Below are 22,521 nucleotides of genomic sequence, written 5' to 3'. Positions count from 1 at the left end.
CACGGTCATGCGAAAACGTCATCAATAGCAATCCTTTCATATAGCTTGCGCAATGAATTCGCGCAGCCATCGGTGCGCCGGAGCGCGATGCACGCGCTCATGCCAATACATCTGCATTTCATAGCCGGCTACGTCGACGGGCGGCGCGACGAAGCGCAGTTCGGGCCAGTGTCGCGCGAGCCTGAGCGGCTGCATGGAAACGAGATCGGTCGATGCGAGCACCGAGCGCACGAACAAAAAGTGCGGCACCGAGAGCGCCACGCGCCGCTTCATGCCGAGCGCCGCGAGCGCGTCATCGGTAGGCCCGACGAAGCCGCCTCCATCCGGCGACACGATCACATGCTCCAGCGCACAGAACTGCGCGAGCGTGGGCCGGCGTTTCAGGCGCGGATGATCCTTGCGCCCCACGAGCACATAGCTTTCCGTGAAGAGCGATTGTTGATGAAAGTTATCGGCACCGGCTGACGTGATGTGGAACGCGAGATCGATCTCGCCGTTTTCCATCTGCTTCGCAAGACGCGGCGGCACGATCTCCAGCACCGCGATGCGCGTATGAGGCGCGGCGGCACGAAGACCGCTCAATGCGGGCAACAGCACGGTCGATTCGGTGTAGTCGGTGGCGGCGATGCGCCATGTGTTCCCGGCCGTCGCGGGATTGAACGCGGGTTCGGGCGATACCGCTCGCTCCAGCGACGCCAACGCTTCACGCAGCGGCTCACGCAAGCTTTCCGCCCGCGCGGTCGGCCGCATTCCGCGTGGTCCCGGCAACAGCAGCGGATCGCCGAAGATGTCGCGCAGCTTCGCCAGATGCACGCTCACGGAGGGCTGCGAGAAGTGCAGACGCTCGGCCGCGCGCGTGACGTTCTGCTCGGCGAGCAGCACGTCGAGCGTGACGAGCAAGTTCAGGTCGAGCCGCCTCAGCATATTATTCATCGTAATTCCTGCAATTTTAGATATTCATTTCCAATATACCTGAGCGGCCTCTATGCTGGCGTCCATTCCTGAAGCAAAAAGCGGAGTCGCCACATGAAAGTACTGATCGTTTATGCCCATCCCGAACGCCGCTCGCTGAACGGCGCCATCAATGATTTCACCGTGCAACGTCTGCGCGATAACGGTCATGACGTGCAGGTCTCCGACCTGTACGTCATGAACTGGAAGGCGCCGCTCGATGCGAACGACGTCCGCGAACGCAGCGGCGAAGCGCCCTTCCATGCGTCATTGGATTCGAAGCATGCGTTCGAGAACGGCCTGCAAAGCCGCGATATCGAAATCGAGCAGGACAAGCTGCGCTGGGCCGATACGCTGATCCTGCAATTCCCGATGTGGTGGTTCTCCATGCCCGCGATCATGAAGGGCTGGGTCGAGCGCGTGTATGCCTACGGCTTCGGCTATGGCGTCGGCGAGCATTCCGACACGCATTGGGGCGATCGCTACGGAGAAGGCGCAATGGCGGGCAAGCGCGCGATGATCGTTGTCACGACCGGCGGCTGGGAATCGCACTATGGTCCGCGCGGCATCAACGGACCGATCGACGACATCCTGTTCCCGATTCAGCATGGCGTGCTGTTCTATCCGGGCTTCGACGTGCTGCCGCCCTTCGTCGTCTATCAGTCGGGCAAGATGGACGACGCCCGTCTGAACGAAACGCGCGAGGCTCTCGGCCAGCGTCTCGACCGGCTCTGGGACGACACGCCCATCGCGTTCCGCAAGCAGAATCGCGGCGATTACGCGATTCCCCAACTCACGCTGCGCGACGAACTCGCGGCGGGCAGGACGGGTTTCGGCGCACACATCGACTGAAGCAAAAAGCCGAAACACGGCTAAGATTGGTCCTTCGCCAGAACCACGATAACTACGGAGGATCACATCGAATGCTGACGATCTGGGGCAGAGCCAACTCGGTCAACGTGCAGAAAGTGCTGTGGTGCTGTGAGGAACTGGGTCTCGCGTTCGAGCGCATCGACGCGGGCCTGCAATTCGGGCGCAACAACGAACCCGGCTATCTCGCGATGAACCCGATGGGCCGCGTGCCCACGCTGGTCGATGGCGATTTCGTGCTGTGGGAATCGAACGCGATCATCCGCTATCTCGCGATGCAATATGGCGCGGACAGTACGCTCTACCCCGCCGAACCGAAAATCCGCGCAAGCGCCGACCGCTGGCTCGACTGGTCGCTCTCCACGCTGCAACCCACCGAACGTCCGGTCTTTTGGGCGTATATCCGCACCAGCCCTGCCGACCGCGATGTCAAACAACTGGCCGCGTCCGTGAGCGAGGTGGAGAAACTCTGGCGCGTCGTCGATGCACATCTGCAAGGCCGCGACTATCTCGAAGGCAATACCTTCACGCTCGCCGATCTCGTGATCGCCGCGTATGCGCGCCGCTGGTTCGGCATTGCCGAACTCGTGCGGCCCGCGCTGCCAGAGCTCGAACGCTGGTACGTGGGCATTGCGCAGCGCGCGGGCTTTCAGCGCTATGTGTCGCCAGCCCTCACCTGAACCGGGACGCATCGCCATGACCATCGAACTGCATACGTGGAACACGCCCAACGGACGCAAGATCAGCGTCGCGCTGGAGGAAATGCAACTCCCGTACACCGTCAAGACGGTGAACATCGGAAAAGGCGAGCAGCACGCGCCCGAGTTCCTGCGCATCAGCCCGAACAACCGCATTCCGGCCATCGTGGATCCGGACGGTCCCGACGGCCAGCCGATCAGCGTGTTCGAATCCGGCGCGATCCTGCTCTATCTCGGCGAGAAGACCGGCAAGTTCCTGCCCGCGAGTCTGCGCGATCGCGTGCCGGTGCTCGAATGGCTGATGTGGCAGATGGGCGGCTTCGGCCCGATGCCGGGTCAGGTGCATCACTTCCGCATGGTCGAATCCGAGATCGATCGCCGCTACGGGCTGAAGCGCTATTCCGACGAAACGCGCCGCCTTTATGGCGTGCTCGACAAGCGCCTTGCCGAGGTCGAATATGTCGCGGGTGAGCTGTCCATCGCCGATTTCGCGATTCTCGGCTGGGCGTGGCGGCACGAGCGTCATCAGGTTTCGCTCGACGATTTCCCCAGCGTGAAGCGCTGGTACGAAGCGCTGTTCGCGCGTCCCGGCGTCAGGCGCGGCTTCGAGGCGAAGCTCGACGATATCCCCTGAAACACGCCCGGGGAAACGCCGGCGTCAGGCATGCGTAAGACACGCAGGCATAATCGAAGAAAGCGCATCGAAATGCGCGCACAGGAGACGACGACCGTGACAGCCGGCATGTACGACGATGGCCTTCCCAAGACGGCCGCCAATTTCGCGGCGCTGACGCCGCTCAACTTCATCGAGCGCGCGGCTTCCGTGTATCCGCGGCGCCCGGCCATCGTGCATGGCGAAGTGCGGCGCAACTGGGCCGATACCTATGCCCGCACGCGCAGGCTCGCGTCGGCGCTCGCGGCGCGCGGCATCGGCCTGGGCGACACTGTCGCGGCCATGTTGCCGAACACACCCGAAATGGTCGAAGCGCACTTCGGCGTGCCGATGACGGGCGCCGTGCTCAACACGCTCAACACGCGGCTCGACGCCGCCACGCTCGCCTTCATGCTCACGCACGGCGAAGCGAAAGCGGTGCTCGTCGATCGCGAGTTCGCGGACGTCATGAAGAAGGCGCTCGCGAACGTGCAGCAGACAGTGCTCGTCATCGACGTGGACGATCCGCAATACACCGGCGCGGGCGAGCGCATCGGCGAGATCGAATACGAGGCGTTTCTTGCGAGCGGCGATCCCGCATACGAATGGTCGCCGCCATCGGACGAATGGAACGCGATCTGCCTGAATTACACGTCGGGCACGACGGGCAATCCGAAGGGCGTGGTCTATCACCATCGCGGCGCGTATACGAATGCGGTGAGCAATATCCTCGAATGGGACATGCCGAAGCACGCCGTGTACTTGTGGACGCTGCCCATGTTCCATTGCAACGGCTGGTGCTTTCCGTGGACCGTCGCGGCGCGCGCGGGCGTGAACGTGTGTTTGCGCAGGGTCGACGCGAAGTCCATCTTCGATCTGATTCGGAGCGAAGGCGTCACGCATTATTGCGGCGCGCCGATCGTGCAGAACCTGCTCGTCAATGCGCCGGACGAGATGAAGGCCGGCATCGATCAGAAAGTGCATGCGATGGTCGCGGGCGCGGCGCCGCCCGCCGCGATGATCGAAGGCATGGAACGCATGGGCTTCGAACTGACGCATGTGTACGGGCTGACCGAGGTGTATGGCCCGGCGACCGTCTGCCCGCAGCAGGCGGAATGGAGCGCGCTCGATATCGGCGAACGCGCGCGGCTCAACGCGCGGCAAGGCGTGCGCTACCACCTGCAGGATGCGGTGACCGTGCGCGATCCGATCTCGATGGAGCCCGTGCCGGCCGATGGCGAATCCATCGGCGAGATCATGTTTCGCGGCAACATCGCGATGAAAGGGTACCTGAAGAATCCGGCCGCGACCGAAGAGGCGTTTCGCGGCGGCTGGTTCCATACGGGTGATCTCGCGGTCGCCTATCCGGACGGCTACGTGCGCATCAAGGATCGCAGCAAGGACATCATCATCTCGGGCGGCGAGAATATTTCGAGCATCGAAGTCGAGGATGTCCTGTATCGGCATCCGGCCGTGCTCGCGGTTGCGGTCGTCGCGAAGCCGGATGCGCGCTGGGGCGAAACGCCCTGCGCATTCGTCGAACTGAAGGCGGGCGCGCAAGTGAGCGCGGAGGATCTGATCGCGCATTGCAAGAAGCATCTCGCGGGCTTCAAGGTGCCGCGCGCGATCGAATTCTGCGAACTGCCCAAGACGTCGACCGGCAAGATACAGAAGTTCGAACTGCGCAAGCGCGCGGGGTCCGTCTCCGCAATCGACGTTTGATGGAGAACCTGTCAATGAACGAACTGGTCCAGATCGAACGCGACGCATACGGCGTCAAAGGCGTCGTCAGTCTCACGCTGAATCGTCCCGATGCGTTCAACGCGCTATCCGAAGCAATGCTCGAAGCGCTGGAAACCGCGTTGAAGGAAGCCGGTGGATCGGATGCGCGCGTGGTCGTGCTCGCGGGCGCGGGCCGCGCGTTCTGCGCGGGACACGATCTGAAAGAGATGCGGGCCGAGCCTGCACGCGAGTATTACCGCGAGCTTTTCGCGCGCTGCTCGCGCATGATGCTGACCATTCAGCGCATGCCGCAGCCGGTGATCGCGCGCGTGCATGGCATCGCGACGGCGGCCGGCTGTCAGCTCGTCGCGATGTGCGATCTCGCGGTGGCGTCGAGCGATGCGCGCTTCGCAGTTTCGGGCGTAAATCTGGGCCTCTTTTGCGCGACGCCGAGCGTGCCGCTGTCGCGCAACGTATCGCGCAAGGCCGCGTTCGAAATGCTCGTCACCGGCGAATTCATCGACGCCCACAAGGCAATAGAGCGCGGGCTCGTGAATCGCGTCGCGTCGCCCGGCGAACTTGACGACGCGGTTCGCAAACTTGCCGCGACCATCGCCGCCAAGCCGCGCGAAGCCGTGGCGGCCGGCAAGGGATTGTTCTACCGGCAACTCGAAACCGGCATCGAACAGGCTTATGCGATGGCATCGGAAACCATGGCCTGCAACATGATGGAGGACGCCACGCTCGAAGGCACGCAGGCGTTCATCGAAAAGCGGCCACCTCGCTGGGAATAGCGCTCAGCTCACGTGTTCGACCGGATGCGCTTCGAGCCACGCGTTCTCTTCGTCGCTATAGAGACGCGAGCGCGAGAGAAAGCGCAATCCGCTCGGACGCTCCAATGAAAACATGCCGCCATTGCCCGGCACCGCGTCGATGATGATCTGCGTGTGCTGCCAGTACTCGTACTGAGATTCGGTCATGTAGAACGGCACGCCCGCGATCGCGCCCAGCTTCACGTCCGAGCCGCCGACCATGAACTCGCTCACCGGAAAGCACATCGGCGCGCTGCCGTCGCAGCATCCGCCGGACTGATGGAACAACACGTTCCCGTGCTCGGCCTTGAGCTTTTCGATCAGATCGATTGCGGCGGGCGTGGCGGTCACGCGCAGCACTTCCTGTTCGCTCATGATGTCCCCCGTTTCTGTAGATGGCAAAAAGCCGCCACATGAAGCATTCACGCGGCGGCTCCGTTGCAACGAGCGCTTTAGAAGAAGCCGAGCGGCTTGTCGCTGTAGCTGACGAGCATGTTCTTCGTCTGCTGATAGTGGTCGAGCATCATCTTGTGATTCTCGCGGCCGATGCCCGACTGCTTGTAACCGCCGAAGGCCGCATGCGCCGGATACGCGTGATAGCAGTTGGTCCACACGCGGCCCGCCTGGATCGCGCGACCGAAGCGATACGCACGCGTGCCGTCACGTGTCCACACGCCCGCGCCCAGACCGTACAGCGTGTCGTTGGCTATTTCGAGCGCTTCTTCCTCGGTCTTGAAGGTCGTGACGGACAGCACCGGCCCGAAGATTTCCTCCTGGAAGATGCGCATCTTGTTATGGCCTTTGAAGACCGTCGGCTTGATGTAGTAGCCGTTCTTCAATTCGCCATCGAACACGTTGCGCTCGCCGCCGGAGAGACACTCCGCGCCTTCCTGCTTGCCGAGATCGATATACGACAGGATCTTTTCAAGCTGCTCCTGCGAGGCCTGCGCGCCGATCATCGTCCTGGTGTCGAGCGGATGACCTTGCGCGATCGCCGCGACGCGCTTGAGCGCACGTTCCATGAAGCGCTCGTAGATCGACTCCTGAACCAGCGCGCGCGACGGACACGTGCACACCTCGCCCTGATTCAGCGCGAACATCGTGAAGCCTTCGAGCGCCTTGTCGAAGAAGCTGTCGTCGGCGTTGAGCACGTCTTCGAAGAAGATGTTCGGGCTCTTGCCGCCCAGTTCCAGCGTCACGGGAATCAGGTTCTGGCTCGCGTACTGCATGATGAGGCGGCCCGTCGTGGTTTCGCCGGTGAACGCGATCTTCGCGATGCGCTTGTTCGACGCGAGCGGTTTGCCCGCTTCCAGACCGAAGCCGTTGACCACATTGAGCACGCCCGGCGGCAGCAGGTCCCCGATCACTTCGAGCAGCACGAGAATCGACGCGGGCGTCTGCTCGGCCGGCTTCAGCACTACGCAGTTGCCGGCGGCGAGCGCGGGCGCGAGCTTCCACACGGCCATCAGGATCGGGAAATTCCACGGAATGATCTGCCCGACGACGCCCAGCGGCTCATGGAAGTGATACGCGACCGTGTCGTGATCGATCTCGGAGATGCCGCCTTCCTGCGAACGCGCGGCGCTCGCGAAATAGCGGAAGTGATCGATGGCGAGCGGAATGTCCGCGGCCATCGTCTCGCGCAGCGGCTTGCCGTTGTCGATGGATTCGGCCAGCGCGAGGCGCGGCAGGTTCTGCTCCATGCGATCCGCGAGCTTCAGCAGCAGATTCGCACGATCCGTGACCGAGGTTCTGCCCCACGACGCCTTGGCGGCATGCGCGGCGTCGAGCGCGGCTTCGATATCGGCTTCGCGCGAACGCGGAATCGACGTGAAGGGCTCGCCGGTGATCGGGGAGATGTTGTCGAAATACTCACCGCCCGCGGGCGGCACCCACTTGCCGCCGATGAAGTTGCCGTACTGCTTTTTGTAGGGGTATTCGGTGCTCAGGAACTGCATCTCAGCGTGATTCATTTCTATGTGCTCCTCGCATGTCGACGTGAACGGGCCGGCACAGCCGATGTCCGGCGCCGGTCGCTCTTGTTTGCGAGTTCCATGCCATCGCGAAAGCCATCGCGCGATACCAGCGCGAGCCGCGTCGGCATGCGGCTTCGCCGTGCATCGTCAGGGTTTATACGAGGTCGATGTGAACTGTTCACATTCAGAACACCTGCCCCGCCCTGTAGCGATGCGATACAGCAATCGCGCAGGGTCATCGGACTGGCACGAAGACCGTCGAAGCGTTCGCGATGGGCGCGCATTGCAGCATGAAGCGCGCACGGGCTGCGGGCAAACGCTTATGGCACGAGTGTTCATATTGCAAAGCCTTTCACACTTGTCTATGGTCATGCCAGCCGTGGCAAAGCGTCGCACTTATATGCGATTACATCGCATGTTTTGGCGACGCGAAATGGCCTTGCGCACAGGCGATGCACACCGTATCGCCGAACGCATGACCACGGCGACTGCTGTGCGGCGACCCCGCGCGGCACCTTGAGCAAACGATGTGCGCGCATGCTGGTATGACGCGCCACGGAGACCACAAATGAACAGCACTATCAATCAAGGGGCCGCGCACGGCCCGACAGGTTTTTTCTCCAAGGAGGCGACCATCGCCCGGCCCGGCTTCTCGCGCTGGATGGTGCCGCCCGCAGCGCTGGCTGTTCACTTGTGCATCGGGCAGGCCTATGCGTTCTCGGTGTTCAATGCGCCGCTCACGAAGGTTATCGGCATCACGAAGTCCGCACCCGATGACTGGACGCTCACCACGCTCGGCTGGATCTTCTCGCTGGCGATCGTATTTCTCGGCTTGTCAGCGGCATTCGCGGGCAAGTGGCTGGAGAAGGTCGGCCCGCGCCGCACGATGTTCACCGCGGCATGCTGCTTCGGCGGCGGCTTTCTGATCTCGGCGCTCGGCGTCTATCTGCATCAGATCGTGCTGCTTTATCTCGGCTATGGCGTGATCGGCGGCATCGGGCTGGGGCTCGGCTATGTGTCGCCGGTATCGACGCTGATCCGCTGGTTCCCGGACCGTCGCGGCATGGCGACGGGCATGGCGATCATGGGCTTCGGTGGCGGCGCGATGATCGCGGCGCCCGGCTCCGTCGCACTGATGAACCACTTCAAGAGCGCGACGAGCGCGGGCGTGGCCGAAACCTTCCTCGTGCTCGGCGTGCTCTATTTCATCTCGATGACCATCGGCGCCATGGCGATCCGCATTCCGCCGGCTGACTGGAAGCCGGCCGGCTGGACGCCGCCCACGACCGCCAAGAAGATGATCACGAAGAATCACGTGCACATCGACCAGGCGCTCAAGACGCCGCAGTTTTATCTGCTGTGGTTCGTGCTGTTCCTGAACGTGACGGCGGGTATCGGCGTGCTCGGCCAGGCGTCGGTGATGATCCAGGAAAGCTTCAAGACGTCGATCACGGCGGGCGCGGCGGCGGGCTTCGTCGGGCTGCTGTCCCTGTTCAACATGGGTGGACGCTTCGTGTGGGCGTCGGCGTCGGACTGGATCGGCCGCAAGAATACGTACTTCGTGTTCTTCGTGCTGGGCGCGGTGCTGTATTACCTCGTGCCGCAGTTCGCGAGCGCCGGCAACATCGCGTTGTTCGTGCTGGCTTACGGGATCATCCTGTCGATGTACGGCGGCGGCTTCTCGACCATTCCCGCGTATCTCGCGGACATGTTCGGCACGGCTTTCGTCGGCGGCATTCACGGCCGGCTGCTGACCGCATGGGCGGCGGCGGGCGTCGCGGGTCCGGTGCTCGTCAACTATGTGCGCGCATATCAGGTTTCGCACGGCGTCGCCGGCGCGGACGCATACACGATGACGCTGCATATCATGGCGACGCTGCTGGTGATCGGCTTCATCTGCAACCTGCTCGTCTCGCGCGTGCACGAGAAGCATCACATGAACATGTCGGCGCAGACCGCCAACTAAGAGTCAACGAGGAGATTCGCGATGAATGACCGCATCGATGCACAGGAAGCGCATCCGTCGAACAAGGGGCTGCTTTTGCTGTTCTGGGCATATGTGCTGATTCCGCTCGCGTGGGGCGTGACGAACACGCTCACGCAAGCGATGAAACTGTTCCACTGAGTCCGAAGAAGGAAATCGACGCGCGCCGCAGGCCGATTGATGATCGGTTTGCGGCGCGCGTTTTCTTTTTGCTGCACATGACTGGCTTCACGGCCGAGCTGGCGTTCGGCGCGTGATTACGGACCATCCGCTCTGGTCCCGCGACTTTCTCAATGCCCCCGGTCCTTCACCTTGTTCAGGCTGCGCCGCGCCAGCACGCTCATGAAAAGCGTGCCGCCGACAAGCGCTGCCAGATACACGCCAGCCATCATCCAATCCAGTTCACTCACGGTCCTTCTCCTTCGAATTGAGCCGCAGCGGGGGCGCCGCGGGGGTGATTCACGCGATTGCAACTTCGTTCTGGCCTGATTTACGGCACGCGCGCGCAAAGGTTTAGCGGCGGATGGAATGAACGACGATGCCGGCGCGTTCCAGGAGAATGACGAAACCGGCTTTTCCCGAACCGGACGGTCGTTCGATTCGCAAACGTGTGCCGCCCCGGCTCGGCCGCCACGGAAGATGCGCGATGGCGCTCGTCGGCGTATCGTCGATTCACGTCGCCGCAAGCGCGATGATTTCCCCACGAAAAGAAACGGTGCATGACAATGAACGCTTCCCGCCGCAGCTTCGTGATTTTCGGCATCGGCATGGGCTCGACGCTGTGGCTCAGGCAAGCCCGCGCCGATGCGCCACATCTGAGTGAAAAAGATCCGGCGGCGGTCGCCGTCGGTTACAAGGAGGACGCCACGAAGGTCGACCGGGCGAAATACGCGAATTTCGTCGCCGGGCAGACGTGCGCGAATTGCTCGCTATTCGACGGCAAATCCGGCGACGCCTGGGGCGGCTGCACGCTCTTCGGTGAGAAGCTGGTTGCCGGACGCGGCTGGTGCGCGTCCTACACAAACATGTGAGCGAACACGCGACGCCGCCTCAGCGCACCGAATAGCCGACGAAGCGCCAGACGTTGTCCGAATCGAGGATGAAGGTCACCATTTCGCGCGACGACTGAGCGGACTGGCTGAATTGCGTATCGAAGAGAATGTTCAGATACGCGCCGGCGGGCATGTTGCCGGTGCCGTCGTACTGGTAATGCTTGACGCCCATGGGCATGCGCATGCCGGGCGCGCCGAGCGGTGCGCGGTCGTGAGCGATCTTCTTCACAAAGGCATCGCGGGCGATGATCTGCCTGGCGATGGGTGACGACTGATCCCACACCTCGCCCGCCTTGTCCTGGTCAATCAGTCTGACGATGGCCACGGCAACCTGCGCGACATCCTGATCCTGCTTGTCGAGCGCGCCCTGCTGCTCCTTGGTGAGCGATCTCACAGCGGCGGAATGAACCGGTGCGGGCTGGGCTTGCTGCGCCTGGCTCGCGATTCCGAAGGACATCAACAGGAGCGCGGCGAGGGAGCGTTTGATACTTGCGTTCATGATGCGAAGGAGGTTCGTTGATAGCGCGCGAATTGTAAGCCGGCTTCTATCGAGATAGTCAGAAATGCTGAGTTTCTGAATTGTGAAATAAACCGTCACGCGCCCGGAGCTTGAGCCGATGGAATTTGTCGCGTCGAACAATTGGGAATGATCTGAACGCGCTTTGTTGTACGCATCCACTTCGACTATGGATGTCGCAGCGCGCAACCGAGCGCGCACAGTCCTTGCTGCCGTCAGGGAATGGCAACTCCCCTGAGTTCGAAAATGCGACTCGTCGACTGGAACATTCAATGGGGGCGCGGCGTGGACGGCCGCGTCGATCTGGCACGCATCGTCAGCGAAGCGAAGGCGCTGCACGATTTCGACGTTCTGTGCCTGCAGGAAGTCACGCGCGGCTTTCACGAAAGCGAACAGGCGGGCGGGCTCCCGGGGCGCCCCGGCGCCGATCAGTTCGCGGAACTGGAAACGCTGGTGCCGGGCGCGACCGTCATCGACGGCATCGGCTCGGATCTGCCGCCCGTGGGCGCGGGTCTCGCGCGGCGGCAGTTCGGCAACGCGATCGTGAGCCGCCTGCCGGTGCGTCAGGTGCTGCGCCATTCATTGCCGTGGCCGGCCGATCCGGCGAAACCATCGATGTTGCGCGTCGCGCTCGAAGCCGTGATCGATACCGACGTCGGCCCCCTGCGCATCATCAGCACGCATCTGGAGTTTTATTCGGAGAGGCAGCGGCTCGCGCAAGTCGCGCGTCTGCGTGAACTGCATGCCGAAGCCTGCGATCACGAACGGCATCCCGCGAAGGCCGAGAGCCAGGCCAGCCCGTTCGCGGACACCGCGAGACCACACTCCGCGATCATCTGCGGCGATTTCAACAGCGCGTTCGAAGCGTCGGCGTACCGAGCGATGCTCGATCCGGTTGCCGATGCGCCCTCGTTCGCCGATGCCTGGACCAGCGCGCATCCAAATGGACCGCGCGCGGCGACGGTCGGCCTGTACGATCACGATCAATGGCCCGACGGCCCGTTCGCGTGCGACTTCATCTTCGTCACCGAAGATCTGAAGCCGCGTATCGTCGGCTGCGAGGCGGATCAGAAGAGCCGGTCATCCGATCATCAGCCGATGTGGCTCGAACTGCGCTAGCCGCCTGCTTCGCGCGACAGGCCATACAGCGCCTGCAGCACGGCCGCCCGAGCTTGTCCCAGGATCATGCCGCGCCAGATGTCGTCATCCATATAAAAGGCCGCGCGAATCTGCCGGCGAATCTCGGCCTTCAATGCATCGGGCGCGTCCGGATGATGACGCACCCAGACATCGGCGCGCAGCATGTCGAGCATGTCGGTGAGCGGCACGGTGCCATATTCGATCGCGATCGACGCAATCGCCGCGTGCGCGCATGTCTGCCGCAGCGTATCGAGCAGCGGCCCGGCGACGTCCGCCGCGATCGACGTGCCATCGGACGGGCTCGTCACGTCGGCGCCCCACCAGCGCCGCGCGCGTGACACGTCGCCCACGCATATTTTCGCGCCGAAGCCGCTCGGCCCGAGACCCGTATGGAAGTCGATCCAGCCGATCGCCGTGCGCGTCGCTCCGTATTCGGCGAGCAAGGCGCGCATCGTGCGTGTGCTCCACGCCGTTTCCGCGCCGCCGTAGAACATGCCTTGCGCATGCGTGTACTGCCCGGTGGTCACGGCCTGCTGATACGCCCACTGCCCGCGCGTTTCGATGTAATCGCGGATCGCTGCGACATTCGCCGCGTCAGGCGGCCAGTTCGCAGGAATCAGCAAGTCGTGCAGTTCGGCATAACCCGCGTTCTGCGGCAACGACTTGCCGAAGTCCACGCTGTTGCGGTTCAGGTCCACGTTGCCTTCCGTCGTGCGGCTCAGATACGAAAAGCCATACGGATTGATCGCGTGCACGAGCAGCATCGCCACGCCGAGCTTGTCCAGCAGCGCGGGCAGCACATCGTCCTGCATCAGCGCGATCTGCGCGCCCGAGCCGCAAAAGCCTTCGACGCCATGCGTTCCGGACGTGAGCACGAGCAGACGCCTGGCATCGGCGGGACCGATGCGCACGACATCGGTCGCAAGCATCTCGCCTTCGAGTCCGGTCACGCCTTCGAGCACGCGCGTATCGACTGCGTGCTTGCGCGCGGCGGCATTATCGAGGAAACGCTGCCGCGCCTCTCTGTAAGTCGCTGAGAACATGTCGCTCCTCATGACCGTCATGCGCGTGACAGGAATTTTTCGACGAGCCGCACCCAATAGGTCGCGCCGAGCGGCAGGAGTTCGTCGTTGAAGTCGTAGCTGCTGTTGTGCAGCATGCACGGCCCGATGCCGTGTCCGTGCTCGCGATGCGCGCCCAGTCCATTGCCGATATACGCATAGCAGCCGGGCTTTTCCAGCAGCATGTACGAGAAATCTTCGGCGCCCATGGTCGGGTCGACGTTCGTGTTCACGTGTTCCTCGCCGACGATATCGCGCATCACGCCCAGCGCGAAATGCGTTTCCGCCTCGGTGTTCACGGTCGGCGGATAGTTGCGCACGAAACTGACCTCGGCCTTGCAGCGATACGCCGCCGCCGTCGCCGTGACGATCTCCTTCATGCGCGTTTCGATGAGATCGAGCACATCGACGGAAAAGGTGCGCACGGTGCCGCCGAGCGTCGCGGTCGTCGGAATCGCGTTGACGGCATGGCCGGCCTGCATCTGCGTGATGGAGAGCACGGCGGCATCGATCGGCCGCTTGTTGCGCGTCACGATGCTCTGCAAACCCGTGCCGATCTGCAACGCCGTGAACACCGGATCGACGCCGTCATGCGGAATCGCAGCATGCGCGCCGACGCCTTCGATGCGAATCTCGAACTCGTTGCTCGATGCCTGCGTCGCCCCGACGCGCGCGCCGAATTCGCCGGCCGCCATGCCCGGCCAGTTGTGCAGCGCGAACACGGCATCCACCGGAAAGCGCTGGAACAGGCCGTCTTCGATCATCGCTTTCGCGCCGCCGCCGCCTTCTTCCGCCGGCTGAAAGATGAAGACCACGGTGCCGTCGAAATCGCGATGCTTCGCGAGATATTGCGCCGCGCCGAGCAGCATCGCGGTGTGACCGTCGTGGCCGCACGCGTGCATCTTGTTCTGGTGCTTCGATGCATGCGCGAAGGTATTCAGCTCGGGAATCGGCAACGCGTCCATGTCGGCGCGCAAGCCGATCGCGCGTTGGCTCGTGCCCTTCCTCAACACGCCGACGACGCCCGTCTTGCCGAGCCCGCACGTCACTTCGATATCCCAGCTTTCCAGCTTGCGCGCGACGAGTTCGGCGGTGCGTTCTTCTTCGTAGCGGAGTTCGGGATGCGCGTGGATATCGCGGCGGATGGCCTGGATTTCATCGCGCGATTCGGCGATCTCGGGAATGATCGACATGCTGGTCCTTTTGTCGTGAACGGATCAAGCATTGTCGATGGCCGGAATTCACAGCGAAAGCTGATATTTCTTGTCCGTGACTTAAGGAAAGCTTTAGCTTTCGCGAGGCGCGATCGCGCCATGTGAACGCATGCGAATGCGCTCCTGCACGACGCTCATGACCGCGTGCCGGTCGTGAATCTTGCGCTCCAGCATGCCGACCACGCGGCGCGGCGTGTTCTTCGCAAGCGGCATCACGCGCAACGCCGGATCGCTCGCCCACGAGCCGTATTCGAGCAGCGGCACGACCGACACGCCCGCGCCCTGCCGCACGAGTTCGACGATCACTTCCAGCGAATTAAGCTCGAGGAATTCGTTCACCGCGAGGCGATTGTGCTTGAGCGCGCGCTCAATCAGCGCGCCGGTGCGCTGCGCGCGATCGAAACGCAAAAACGGCCGGCTCGCGAGCATCTCGGCGACGTTCGCGGAGACGCTCGAAGGCGAGCCGATGGCGACCAGCGGCTCCGAATAAAGCGGGGTCCAGTTCAGACTCGCGGGCGTCTTGCCCGACATCTCGACGATCACCGCCGCGTCGATTTCGCCCGCCTCGACTTGCGGCGCGAGCGCGAGCGCCTTGCCGGTGAAGAGCCGCACATCGAGACGGGGATACTGACCTTTCAACTCTGTTACGACGGAGGCGAGCGCGCCCATCGCCGAATCCACCGCGCCAATGGCGACGGAGCCGGCGATCTCGTCATCGAGCCCGGTGAGCCGCATGCTGTCGTACAGCGCGACGATGCGCTCGGCCTGCGGCAACACCTGCTTGCCGATGTTCGTCAGCCGGTTGGTGCGGCCCACGCGATCGAACAGCGGCCGTTTCAGATCGTCTTCGAGCGACTGCATCTGCATACTCACGGCGGCCTGAGTGAGCGCGACTTTCTCGGCGGCGGCGGCGAACGAACCATGACGCGCAACGGCGATGAACGTGCGCAGGAAGCGGATATTGCTCATTGGGCTAGGGAAAAACCCCGATCGTTCGATCAGGTTTCCTTGAGTGTCAGTTCAGAAATTCTATATTTTCTTATTTCAACTCGGCGTAATGTTTGCGTGTTGCAGCGGCTTGGCGCCTAACCGTGCAAGCCATTCACAAGAGCGGATGTCGTCGCACATATTGATCAATCGCCCCACGCCCACGGAGTGCATTCGATGAGCACCGTACTACCTGCAGCCCACGCGGCCGAAGAGAACGCCGCGCTCAACATGTCCGGCCGACGAGCCATCGTGGTATCGACCATCGGCAACGCGCTCGAATGGTTCGACTTCATGGTCTACGGCTTCTTCGCCGTCATCATCGCCAAGCTGTACTTCCCAGCAACGAACCCCACCATCTCCCTGCTCGCAACCTGGGCGACCTTCGGCGTCGGCTTTCTGACGCGGCCGCTCGGCGGCATCGTGCTCGGCGCGGTCGCGGATCGCGTCGGGCGCAAGTCGGCGCTCACGCTCACCATCTCGCTGATGGCGGTGGGCATCGCGATCATCGCGTTCGCGCCGACCTATGCGGCGATCGGCGTCGCCGCGCCCTTGCTGATGCTGCTGGGCCGGCTGATCCAGGGCTTCTCGGCGGGCGGCGAAGTGGGCTGCGCGACGGCCTTTCTCGTCGAATACGCGCCCGCCAACAAGCGCGGCTACTTCGGCAGCTTCCAGATGGTCGCGCAAGCCGCCGCGAGCCTCGCGGGCTCGTTCTTCGGCGCGGTCCTCACGCGCACGCTGAGCCCGGAGCACCTCAATAGCTGGGGCTGGCGCATTCCGTTCGTGATCGGTCTGCTGATCGTGCCTGTGGGCCTGTATCTGCGTTCGAAGCTCGACGAATCGCCGGTGTTCGTCGAGAAGGCGCAGAAGAACGAACTCAGCGCGCGCCCGATCCGCGACACCGCGACGAAACACTGGATGCCCGTGCTCGCGGGATTCGGCCTGACCGTGTTCGGCACCATCGGCACGTACATCTTCCTGCTCTATCTGCCGACGCACGCCACTCGCGTGCTGCACATGGCGCTCACCGACGGCCTCATCAGCTCGACGATCGGCGCGCTCGTGTATCTCGTGTGCTGCCCGGTGTTCGGCCGGCTGTCGGACCGCATCGGCCGCAAGAAGCTGATGGCCACCGCGCTCGCGCTGTCGCTCGTCACCGCGTATCCGATCTTCGCCGTGCTGACCGCGCATCCGAGCCTGCCGATGCTGATCGTGTGCCAGGCGCTGCTCATGACTTACCTCGGCATTTTCCAGGGCTGCTATCCTGCGTTCATTTCCGAACTGCTTCCTTCGAGCGTGCGTTCGACGGGCATTTCGGTCAGCTACAACGTCGCGGTGATGATCTTCGGCGGTTTCGCGCCGGCCATCGTGCAATGGCTCACGATGACCACGGGCGATCCGCTCTCGATCTGCTACTACGTGATCTTCGGCAGTGCGGTTGCGCTTCTGACGATCTTCCCGCTGCGCGACCGCTATAGCGAGGCGCTGCGCTGAGGAACGGCATCGCGCCCGCACGGGAAACGATGGGTCGATGCATGAAAGGCGGCACACTTAAGTCTGAATTAAGAAAGCGGACTTAACCTGAGTGCTGACCGACCCACCCCTCCTTCCGGCCGCGCAAGCGGCCATTTTTTTGGAGCGGCGCAATGCAACTGATCCTTCGTTTTTTCGCGATCCTCGTGGTGCTCTGCGTCTTCACGACGGTCGGCGTGTTCCTGCTTTCCTTGTTCGCGCGCGCGGTCCTCGTGCACTGAATGTCGCGCACCGCTGAACGCATGTGATGCGTGCGCGGGCATGCTTCGTGCGCTCCTTCTGCGTCGACGCCCGCTCCGGCTTTCGACTGAGAAAGTTTCGCGGCAGGTGCCTATACTGGCTTGAGTGTCGTCTTTCGCCGCAATCGTCGGCGCAAGAAAGTCCTGCGCGCGACGCGCAGACCCTTTCCCGCCGCATTCCGTCTCGGCGCCACCGGCGCCCGACACGCTTCGCCGCATCTTCGCCTCTCTCACGCTTGGCCGCTCTGCCGCATCCGGTGCAGCAGCCTGCTGCACTATTCCAGGAGAATGCCCGATGCCACAACGCAACATCCCCCAATCGAAGACCACGCACGCCGATACGCCCAACAAAACGCGGCGCGCCAGGACGCTTGCGCCGACGCCCGGAAAGACCGATGACTCGACCGTCACCTTCACGCTGACCGTCAATGGTCGCGATGAAACGCTGTCACTCGATCCGCGCACCACCCTGCTCGACGCGCTGCGCGAACATCTGCATCTGACCGGCACGAAGAAGGGGTGCGATCACGGTCAATGCGGCGCGTGCACCGTGCATGTAAATGGCCGCCGCGTGAACTCGTGTCTGTGTTTCGCCGCCGCCTGCGAGGGCGACACCGTCACGACCATCGAAGGCATCGGCGAGGTGGAAGCGCTGCATCCGTTGCAGGCCGCGTTCGTCGAATGCGATGGTTATCAGTGCGGCTACTGCACGGCCGGTCAGCTGATGTCGGCGGTCGCGCTGCTCGACGAGCCGATCGGCGCAAGCGATGAAGACGTGCGCGAAGCGATGAGCGGCAACCTGTGTCGCTGCGGCGCGTATCAGAACATCGTCGCGGCGATCCAGTCGGTGCGCGCGACTAAATCCTCATCGAAATAAGGAGAGCGACATGGACATGTTTCAGCTCTCCCGCGCGCGCGACATGCGCGACGCGATCAGCGGCGGCGCACTCGCGCATACCGCGCAGCAAGGCGCGGAAGTGCGCTTTCTCGCGGGCGGCACGACCCTGCTCGACCTGATGAAGCTCAACGTCGAGCGCCCGATGCGCGTGATCGACATCAGCCGCCTGCCGCTCGACAAGATCGAGGCGACGAAGGACGGCGGGGTGCGCATTGGCGCGACCTCGCGCAATTCCGATCTTGCGCATCACGCGCTGATACGCGAACGTTACGCGGTGCTTTCGCAAGCAGTGCTCGCGGGCGCGTCGGTGCAGTTGCGCAACATGGCGACGACCGGCGGCAACATACTTCAGCGCACGCGCTGCGTGTATTTCCGCGATACCGCGTCGCCGTGCAACAAGCGCGAGCCCGGCAGCGGCTGTTCCGCGATTCAGGGCTTCAATCGCATGATGGCGATTCTCGGCACCAGCGAGTCGTGCATCGCGAGCAATCCGTCGGATATGTGCGTGGCGCTGCAGGCGCTCGAAGCGACGATTCATGTGGAAGGCACGGGCGGCAAGCGCGCGATTCCCATCGACGAGTTCTATCTGCTGCCGGGCACGACGCCCGATCGCGAGAACGTGCTCGACGCCGGCGATCTCGTCACGCACGTCACCTTGCCGCCGATGGTCGAAGGCGCGCGTTCCGCGTATCTGAAGCTGCGCGATCGTGCGTCGTATGAGTTCGCGCTGGCGTCGGCCGGTGTCGTGGTCAAGGTGGAAGACGGGCGCATCGTGCATGCGCGCGTGGGACTCGGCGGCGTCGGCACGAAGCCGTGGCGCTCGCGTGAAGCGGAGAAGGAGCTGCAGAACGCATCGCCGGATGAAGCCGCGTTCAGACGCGCCGCCGACGCCGCACTCGCCGATGCGAAGCCGCAAAGCGAGAACGGCTTCAAGGTCGAGCTATCGAAGCGCTGCATCGTGCATGCGCTGAAGATGGCGACGCAAACCGCCTGACCACAGACCTCGAGGAACCCGACATGTCCACCGCGCCCGACATCACGCAGTCCTTCATTGGACGGCCCCAGTCGCGCATCGACGGACCGCTGAAGGTCTGCGGCCGCGCGACTTACACATCCGACGTCGATCTGCCCGGCATGCTGTATGCCGTGCCGGTCGGCGCCACCATCGCGAGCGGCAAGATCACGTCGCTCGAATTCGCCGCCGCGCAGGCCATGCCCGGCGTGACGCTGATCCTGCATCGCGGCAACATCGGCCGCTTCTGGCGCATCTCCGGCAATTCGATCGACACCGGTTATGTCGATGAAAACCGTCCGCCTTTCGAGGACGACATCATTCGCTATTACGGGCAATACGTTGCGCTCGTGGTCGCGGAGACGTTCGAAACGGCGAGCGCGGCGGCGGCTGCGATCAAGGTCGGATATGACAGGACCGAGCACGATGTCAGCGCGACGCTCGACGCCGGGAAGAAGCTCGACGTCCACAGCGAGCGCGGCGATCCGGATCAAGCCTACGACGCCGCCTCCGTGAAGATCGATGAAACCTATGTGACGCCCGTCGAAACGCACAATCCGATCGAACTGCACGCAACCATCGCGCACTGGAACGGCGAAAGTTATACGTTCTACGAGACGAGCCAGGCGGTCGCCAATCATCAGGGCACGCTCATGCAGATGATGGGCATGCCGAAAGAGAAAGTGCGCGTGATCTCGCGCTATCTCGGCTCGGGCTTCGGCGGCAAGCTGTGGGTGTGGCCGCATTCGCTGCTCGCGGCGGCCGCGACGCGCCAGCTTGAACGGCCCGTCAAGCTCGTGCTGTCGCGCAAGATGATGTTCCAGAACGTGGGGCACAGGCCGACCACGCAGCAACGCGTGCGGCTCGCGGCGACGCCGGACGGCAAGCTCGTGTCGCTGCGGCATGACTTCGTGAATCACGCAGCCATCGCCGACGAGTACATGGAAGATTGCGGCGAAGCCACGCCTTCCATGTACAGCACGCCGAATCTGCGCGTGACCGGCGGCACGGTAAAGCGCAATGTCGGCTCGCCCACTTCGATGCGCGGCCCGGGCGCGGTGCCCGGCCTGTTCGCGCTCGAATCGGCGATGGATGAGCTCGCCATTGCGTTGAAGATCGATCCGGTCGAACTGCGGCTGCGCAATGAACCGAGCGTGGACGAGAGCAGCGGTTTGCCGTTTTCGTCGCGGCATTTCGTCGAATGTCTGAAGACCGGCGCGGAGAAATTCGGCTGGAGCAAACGCACGTCCGAAGTCGGTTCGATGAAACGCGACGGGCTCACGCTCGGCTGGGGCGTCGGCGCATGCAGTTGGCCGGGCTTGCGCTTCTCGGCGGAAGCGACGGTCGATCTGCGTTCGGACGGCACGGCGCGCGTCGTCTGCGGCACGCAGGATATCGGCACGGGAACGTACACGATCCTCGCGCAGCTCGTCGCGGAGCATACGGGCATTCCGCTCGACAGGATCGAAGTCGGCCTCGGCGATACGGCGTTGCCGCTCGGGCCGGTTTCGGGCGGATCGGCGGCGACGGCATCGGTGATTCCGGCGGTATCGGATGCGGTGCGCGCGGCCATCAAGACCTTGCTCGCGCGCGCCGCGAAAGCGGAAGGCTTGCCTTTCGCGGGCGCCAAGGCAGAGCAACTGGCGATGAGCGGCGGGCGCGTTCATCGCAAGAACGAGAAGCCCGAAAGCGGCGTGCCATTCGAGCGCATTCTGGAGGCGGCGAAGCTGCATTCGGCCTCGGGTAGCGGCAGCGCGAAAGGCGGCTTCGACGATCCGCTGAAAAAGAAGTGGTCGATCCACTCGTATGGCGCGCATTTCGCGGAAGTGACGTGGGAGCCCGCGACCGCGCGCTTGCGCGTGAGCCGCGTCGTGACCGTGATCGATGCGGGCAAGATCCTGAACCCGCGCGCCGGGCGTAATCAGATCGAAGGCGCGGTGGTGATGGGCGTCGGCATGGCGCTGTTCGAGCATACCGTCTACGACGAAAGAAGCGGTGCGCCGGTCAACAGCAGCCTCGCGGATTACGTCGTCGCGACTAACGCGGATACGCCGAAGATGGACGTCACTTTCCTCGACCATCCCGATACGATCTTCAACGAGCTGGGCGCACGGGGCATCGCGGAGATCGGGCTCGCGGGGATCGCGGCGGCGATCACGGGCGCGGTGTATCACGCGACGGGCGTGCGCGTGAGGAAGTTGCCGGTGATGATCGAAAACTTGTTGTAGGCGTCTTTTGCGGTACGCCCGGCTTCGCGCTCGTTCGACGATGCGCGAGCCGGGCTTGTTCAGTGGGATGGATTCGTATAATGCAGTCCGCGGCGTGAAAGACGTCGAATCGCGCATCCATCAGGCAAACACATGAAAGACCTCACTGACAAACCGCTGACAGAACGCGAACTGGATCGGCTGGAAGAACTGCTCTATTCCTTCGGCGAGAACGCCATGACCGTCGAGATGGTCGATGGCTTTTTCGCGGCGCTGATTTGCGGCCCCGAGCCGGTCCAGCCGCACGAATGGCTTCCCGTGGCGCTGGGAGGAACCGTCGCTCCCGCGCATGAAAAGGACGCCGGGAAGACGCTGCAACTGCTGATTCGCCACTGGAACACCATCGCGGACGATCTCGAATTCACGCTGCACGAAGACGCGGTGTATCTGCCCGTGCTGACCATCGACGAAGAGGACGGCACCGCGCATGCCAACGAATGGGCGGAAGGCTTCATGGCCGGCATGGACATGCGCCGCGAAAGCTGGGACGCGTTGTTCGAAGACGAGAAGGAAGCCGAATCGGCGCTTCCGGTACTGATGCTCTATCACGAGGACGACCCCGATCCCGAGCTTCGCACCGACCCGGAAGCACTCGAAGATCGCGAGACGATCATCCAGGAAATGATCGTGGGCGTGACGCGTATCTATCGCTATTTCGACCCGCTCCGGAAAGAGAATGCACTGCGCGACAAGCCCGCGCCGATGCAAAGGAAAACCGCGAAAGTCGGCAGAAACGAGCCGTGCCCGTGCGGCAGCGGACGCAAGTACAAGCAATGCTGCGGGGCGAATGACGCTGCGCTGAATTGACGACGGCGGATAAAAGATCCCGCGCCCCAGGCACACCGCTTGCATCTCCCCCGCGCTTCGATCCTCCCCCAAGACGCGCTACCATAGGCACCAGCCCATTCCCCAAACCCTGTGTAGCAGCAACTCAGC

The 22,521-nt window shown here is 63.2% G+C and carries 22 protein-coding genes; 15 read left to right on the top strand and 7 right to left on the bottom strand.

The features are described 5' to 3' along the window. Nucleotides 1–36: 36 nt before the first annotated feature. On the bottom strand, nt 37–933 hold the full coding sequence (locus tag AWB79_RS03760) for a LysR family transcriptional regulator (protein WP_061166049.1): 897 nt from the start codon (nt 931–933) through the stop codon (nt 37–39). 93 nt (nt 934–1,026) lie between these two features. Between AWB79_RS03760 and AWB79_RS03755 the strand changes: the two genes are divergently transcribed. The 5 genes from AWB79_RS03755 to AWB79_RS03735 all read left to right on the top strand — a co-directional run bounded on the left by AWB79_RS03755 (nt 1,027) and on the right by AWB79_RS03735 (nt 5,687). Next, entirely contained in the window at nt 1,027–1,803 is a 777-nt protein-coding gene (locus AWB79_RS03755; protein ID WP_061166048.1) for an NAD(P)H-dependent oxidoreductase, read from the top strand. 71 nt (nt 1,804–1,874) lie between these two features. After that, a complete protein-coding gene (locus AWB79_RS03750) occupies nt 1,875–2,501 on the top strand; it encodes a glutathione S-transferase family protein (RefSeq protein WP_061166047.1) in 627 nt (208 codons plus the stop codon). A gap of 16 nt (nt 2,502–2,517) precedes the next feature. Further along, a complete protein-coding gene (locus AWB79_RS03745; protein WP_061166046.1) occupies nt 2,518–3,153 on the top strand; it encodes a glutathione S-transferase family protein in 636 nt (211 codons plus the stop codon). A 108-nt stretch (nt 3,154–3,261) separates the two neighbouring features. Beyond that, on the top strand, nt 3,262–4,893 hold the full coding sequence (locus AWB79_RS03740; protein ID WP_061166458.1) for an acyl-CoA synthetase: 1,632 nt from the start codon (nt 3,262–3,264) through the stop codon (nt 4,891–4,893). Nucleotides 4,894–4,907: 14 nt separating this feature from the next. Beyond that, nucleotides 4,908–5,687 carry an enoyl-CoA hydratase gene (locus tag AWB79_RS03735; RefSeq protein ID WP_061166457.1) on the top strand — a complete coding sequence of 260 codons (780 nt, stop codon included), beginning with the start codon at nt 4,908–4,910 and terminating at the stop codon, nt 5,685–5,687. A 3-nt stretch (nt 5,688–5,690) separates the two neighbouring features. Here AWB79_RS03735 and AWB79_RS03730 read toward each other — a convergent pair whose 3' ends face one another. Then, nucleotides 5,691–6,080: a DUF779 domain-containing protein gene (locus AWB79_RS03730; RefSeq protein WP_061166045.1), complete on the bottom strand. Its 390-nt coding sequence runs from the start codon at nt 6,078–6,080 to the stop codon at nt 5,691–5,693. Between the two features lie 77 nt (nt 6,081–6,157). After that, entirely contained in the window at nt 6,158–7,678 is a 1,521-nt protein-coding gene (adh, locus tag AWB79_RS03725) for an aldehyde dehydrogenase (protein WP_061166044.1), read from the bottom strand. Between the two features lie 571 nt (nt 7,679–8,249). Here adh and AWB79_RS03720 point away from each other — a divergent pair. The 4 genes from AWB79_RS03720 to AWB79_RS03710 all read left to right on the top strand — a co-directional run bounded on the left by AWB79_RS03720 (nt 8,250) and on the right by AWB79_RS03710 (nt 10,696). After that, a complete protein-coding gene (locus AWB79_RS03720; protein WP_061166043.1) occupies nt 8,250–9,647 on the top strand; it encodes an L-lactate MFS transporter in 1,398 nt (465 codons plus the stop codon). Between the two features lie 21 nt (nt 9,648–9,668). Continuing rightward, nucleotides 9,669–9,806 (top strand): MFS transporter small subunit, encoded by a 138-nt coding sequence (locus AWB79_RS03715; protein WP_061166042.1) that lies wholly within the window; start codon nt 9,669–9,671, stop codon nt 9,804–9,806. Between the two features lie 387 nt (nt 9,807–10,193). Beyond that, entirely contained in the window at nt 10,194–10,388 is a 195-nt protein-coding gene (locus tag AWB79_RS39310; RefSeq protein WP_157695686.1) for a hypothetical protein, read from the top strand. A gap of 2 nt (nt 10,389–10,390) precedes the next feature. Next, nucleotides 10,391–10,696 carry a high-potential iron-sulfur protein gene (locus AWB79_RS03710; RefSeq protein ID WP_061166041.1) on the top strand — a complete coding sequence of 102 codons (306 nt, stop codon included), beginning with the start codon at nt 10,391–10,393 and terminating at the stop codon, nt 10,694–10,696. A 19-nt stretch (nt 10,697–10,715) separates the two neighbouring features. On the opposite strand, the gene AWB79_RS03705 is transcribed toward AWB79_RS03710, so the two are convergent. After that, on the bottom strand, nt 10,716–11,396 hold the full coding sequence (locus tag AWB79_RS03705) for a DUF4019 domain-containing protein (RefSeq protein WP_232470810.1): 681 nt from the start codon (nt 11,394–11,396) through the stop codon (nt 10,716–10,718). Between the two features lie 84 nt (nt 11,397–11,480). On the opposite strand from AWB79_RS03705, the gene AWB79_RS03700 reads away from it, so the two are divergent. Next, the gene (locus AWB79_RS03700) at nt 11,481–12,353 is read left to right on the top strand and encodes an endonuclease/exonuclease/phosphatase family protein (RefSeq protein ID WP_061166039.1); all 873 of its coding nucleotides are present in this window, start codon (nt 11,481–11,483) and stop codon (nt 12,351–12,353) included. Here AWB79_RS03700 and AWB79_RS03695 read toward each other — a convergent pair. From AWB79_RS03695 to AWB79_RS03685, 3 genes are all read right to left on the bottom strand, one after another. Continuing rightward, complete coding sequence (locus AWB79_RS03695) at nt 12,350–13,417, bottom strand: M14 family metallopeptidase (RefSeq protein ID WP_061166456.1); 1,068 nt, start codon at nt 13,415–13,417, stop codon at nt 12,350–12,352. The two genes, AWB79_RS03700 and AWB79_RS03695, sit on opposite strands and share 4 nt — an antisense overlap. A 17-nt stretch (nt 13,418–13,434) precedes the next feature. Then, nucleotides 13,435–14,628, bottom strand: a complete 1,194-nt coding sequence (locus AWB79_RS03690; protein ID WP_061166038.1) for a M20 aminoacylase family protein — start codon at nt 14,626–14,628, stop codon at nt 13,435–13,437. Nucleotides 14,629–14,721: 93 nt separating this feature from the next. After that, nucleotides 14,722–15,618 (bottom strand): LysR substrate-binding domain-containing protein, encoded by an 897-nt coding sequence (locus AWB79_RS03685; RefSeq protein ID WP_061166037.1) that lies wholly within the window; start codon nt 15,616–15,618, stop codon nt 14,722–14,724. Nucleotides 15,619–15,813: 195 nt separating this feature from the next. Between AWB79_RS03685 and AWB79_RS03680 the strand changes: the two genes are divergently transcribed. The 5 genes from AWB79_RS03680 to AWB79_RS03660 all read left to right on the top strand — a co-directional run bounded on the left by AWB79_RS03680 (nt 15,814) and on the right by AWB79_RS03660 (nt 22,392). Continuing rightward, on the top strand, nt 15,814–17,130 hold the full coding sequence (locus AWB79_RS03680; RefSeq protein ID WP_061166036.1) for an MFS transporter: 1,317 nt from the start codon (nt 15,814–15,816) through the stop codon (nt 17,128–17,130). 573 nt (nt 17,131–17,703) lie between these two features. Further along, nucleotides 17,704–18,285 carry a (2Fe-2S)-binding protein gene (locus tag AWB79_RS03675; protein WP_061166035.1) on the top strand — a complete coding sequence of 194 codons (582 nt, stop codon included), beginning with the start codon at nt 17,704–17,706 and terminating at the stop codon, nt 18,283–18,285. A gap of 10 nt (nt 18,286–18,295) precedes the next feature. Beyond that, a complete protein-coding gene (locus AWB79_RS03670; protein ID WP_061166034.1) occupies nt 18,296–19,300 on the top strand; it encodes an FAD binding domain-containing protein in 1,005 nt (334 codons plus the stop codon). Between the two features lie 23 nt (nt 19,301–19,323). After that, nucleotides 19,324–21,546 (top strand): xanthine dehydrogenase family protein molybdopterin-binding subunit, encoded by a 2,223-nt coding sequence (locus tag AWB79_RS03665; protein WP_061166033.1) that lies wholly within the window; start codon nt 19,324–19,326, stop codon nt 21,544–21,546. Nucleotides 21,547–21,678: 132 nt separating this feature from the next. Beyond that, entirely contained in the window at nt 21,679–22,392 is a 714-nt protein-coding gene (locus AWB79_RS03660) for a UPF0149 family protein (protein ID WP_061166032.1), read from the top strand. Nucleotides 22,393–22,521: the final 129 nt, after the last annotated feature.

Origin of the sequence: Caballeronia hypogeia (assembly GCF_001544875.2) — a bacterium.
GTDB classification, from domain to species: Bacteria; Pseudomonadota; Gammaproteobacteria; order Burkholderiales; family Burkholderiaceae; genus Caballeronia; species Caballeronia hypogeia.
The sequence above is the reverse complement of the archived record's forward strand: the minus strand, read 5'-3'. Positions and strand labels throughout refer to the sequence as shown.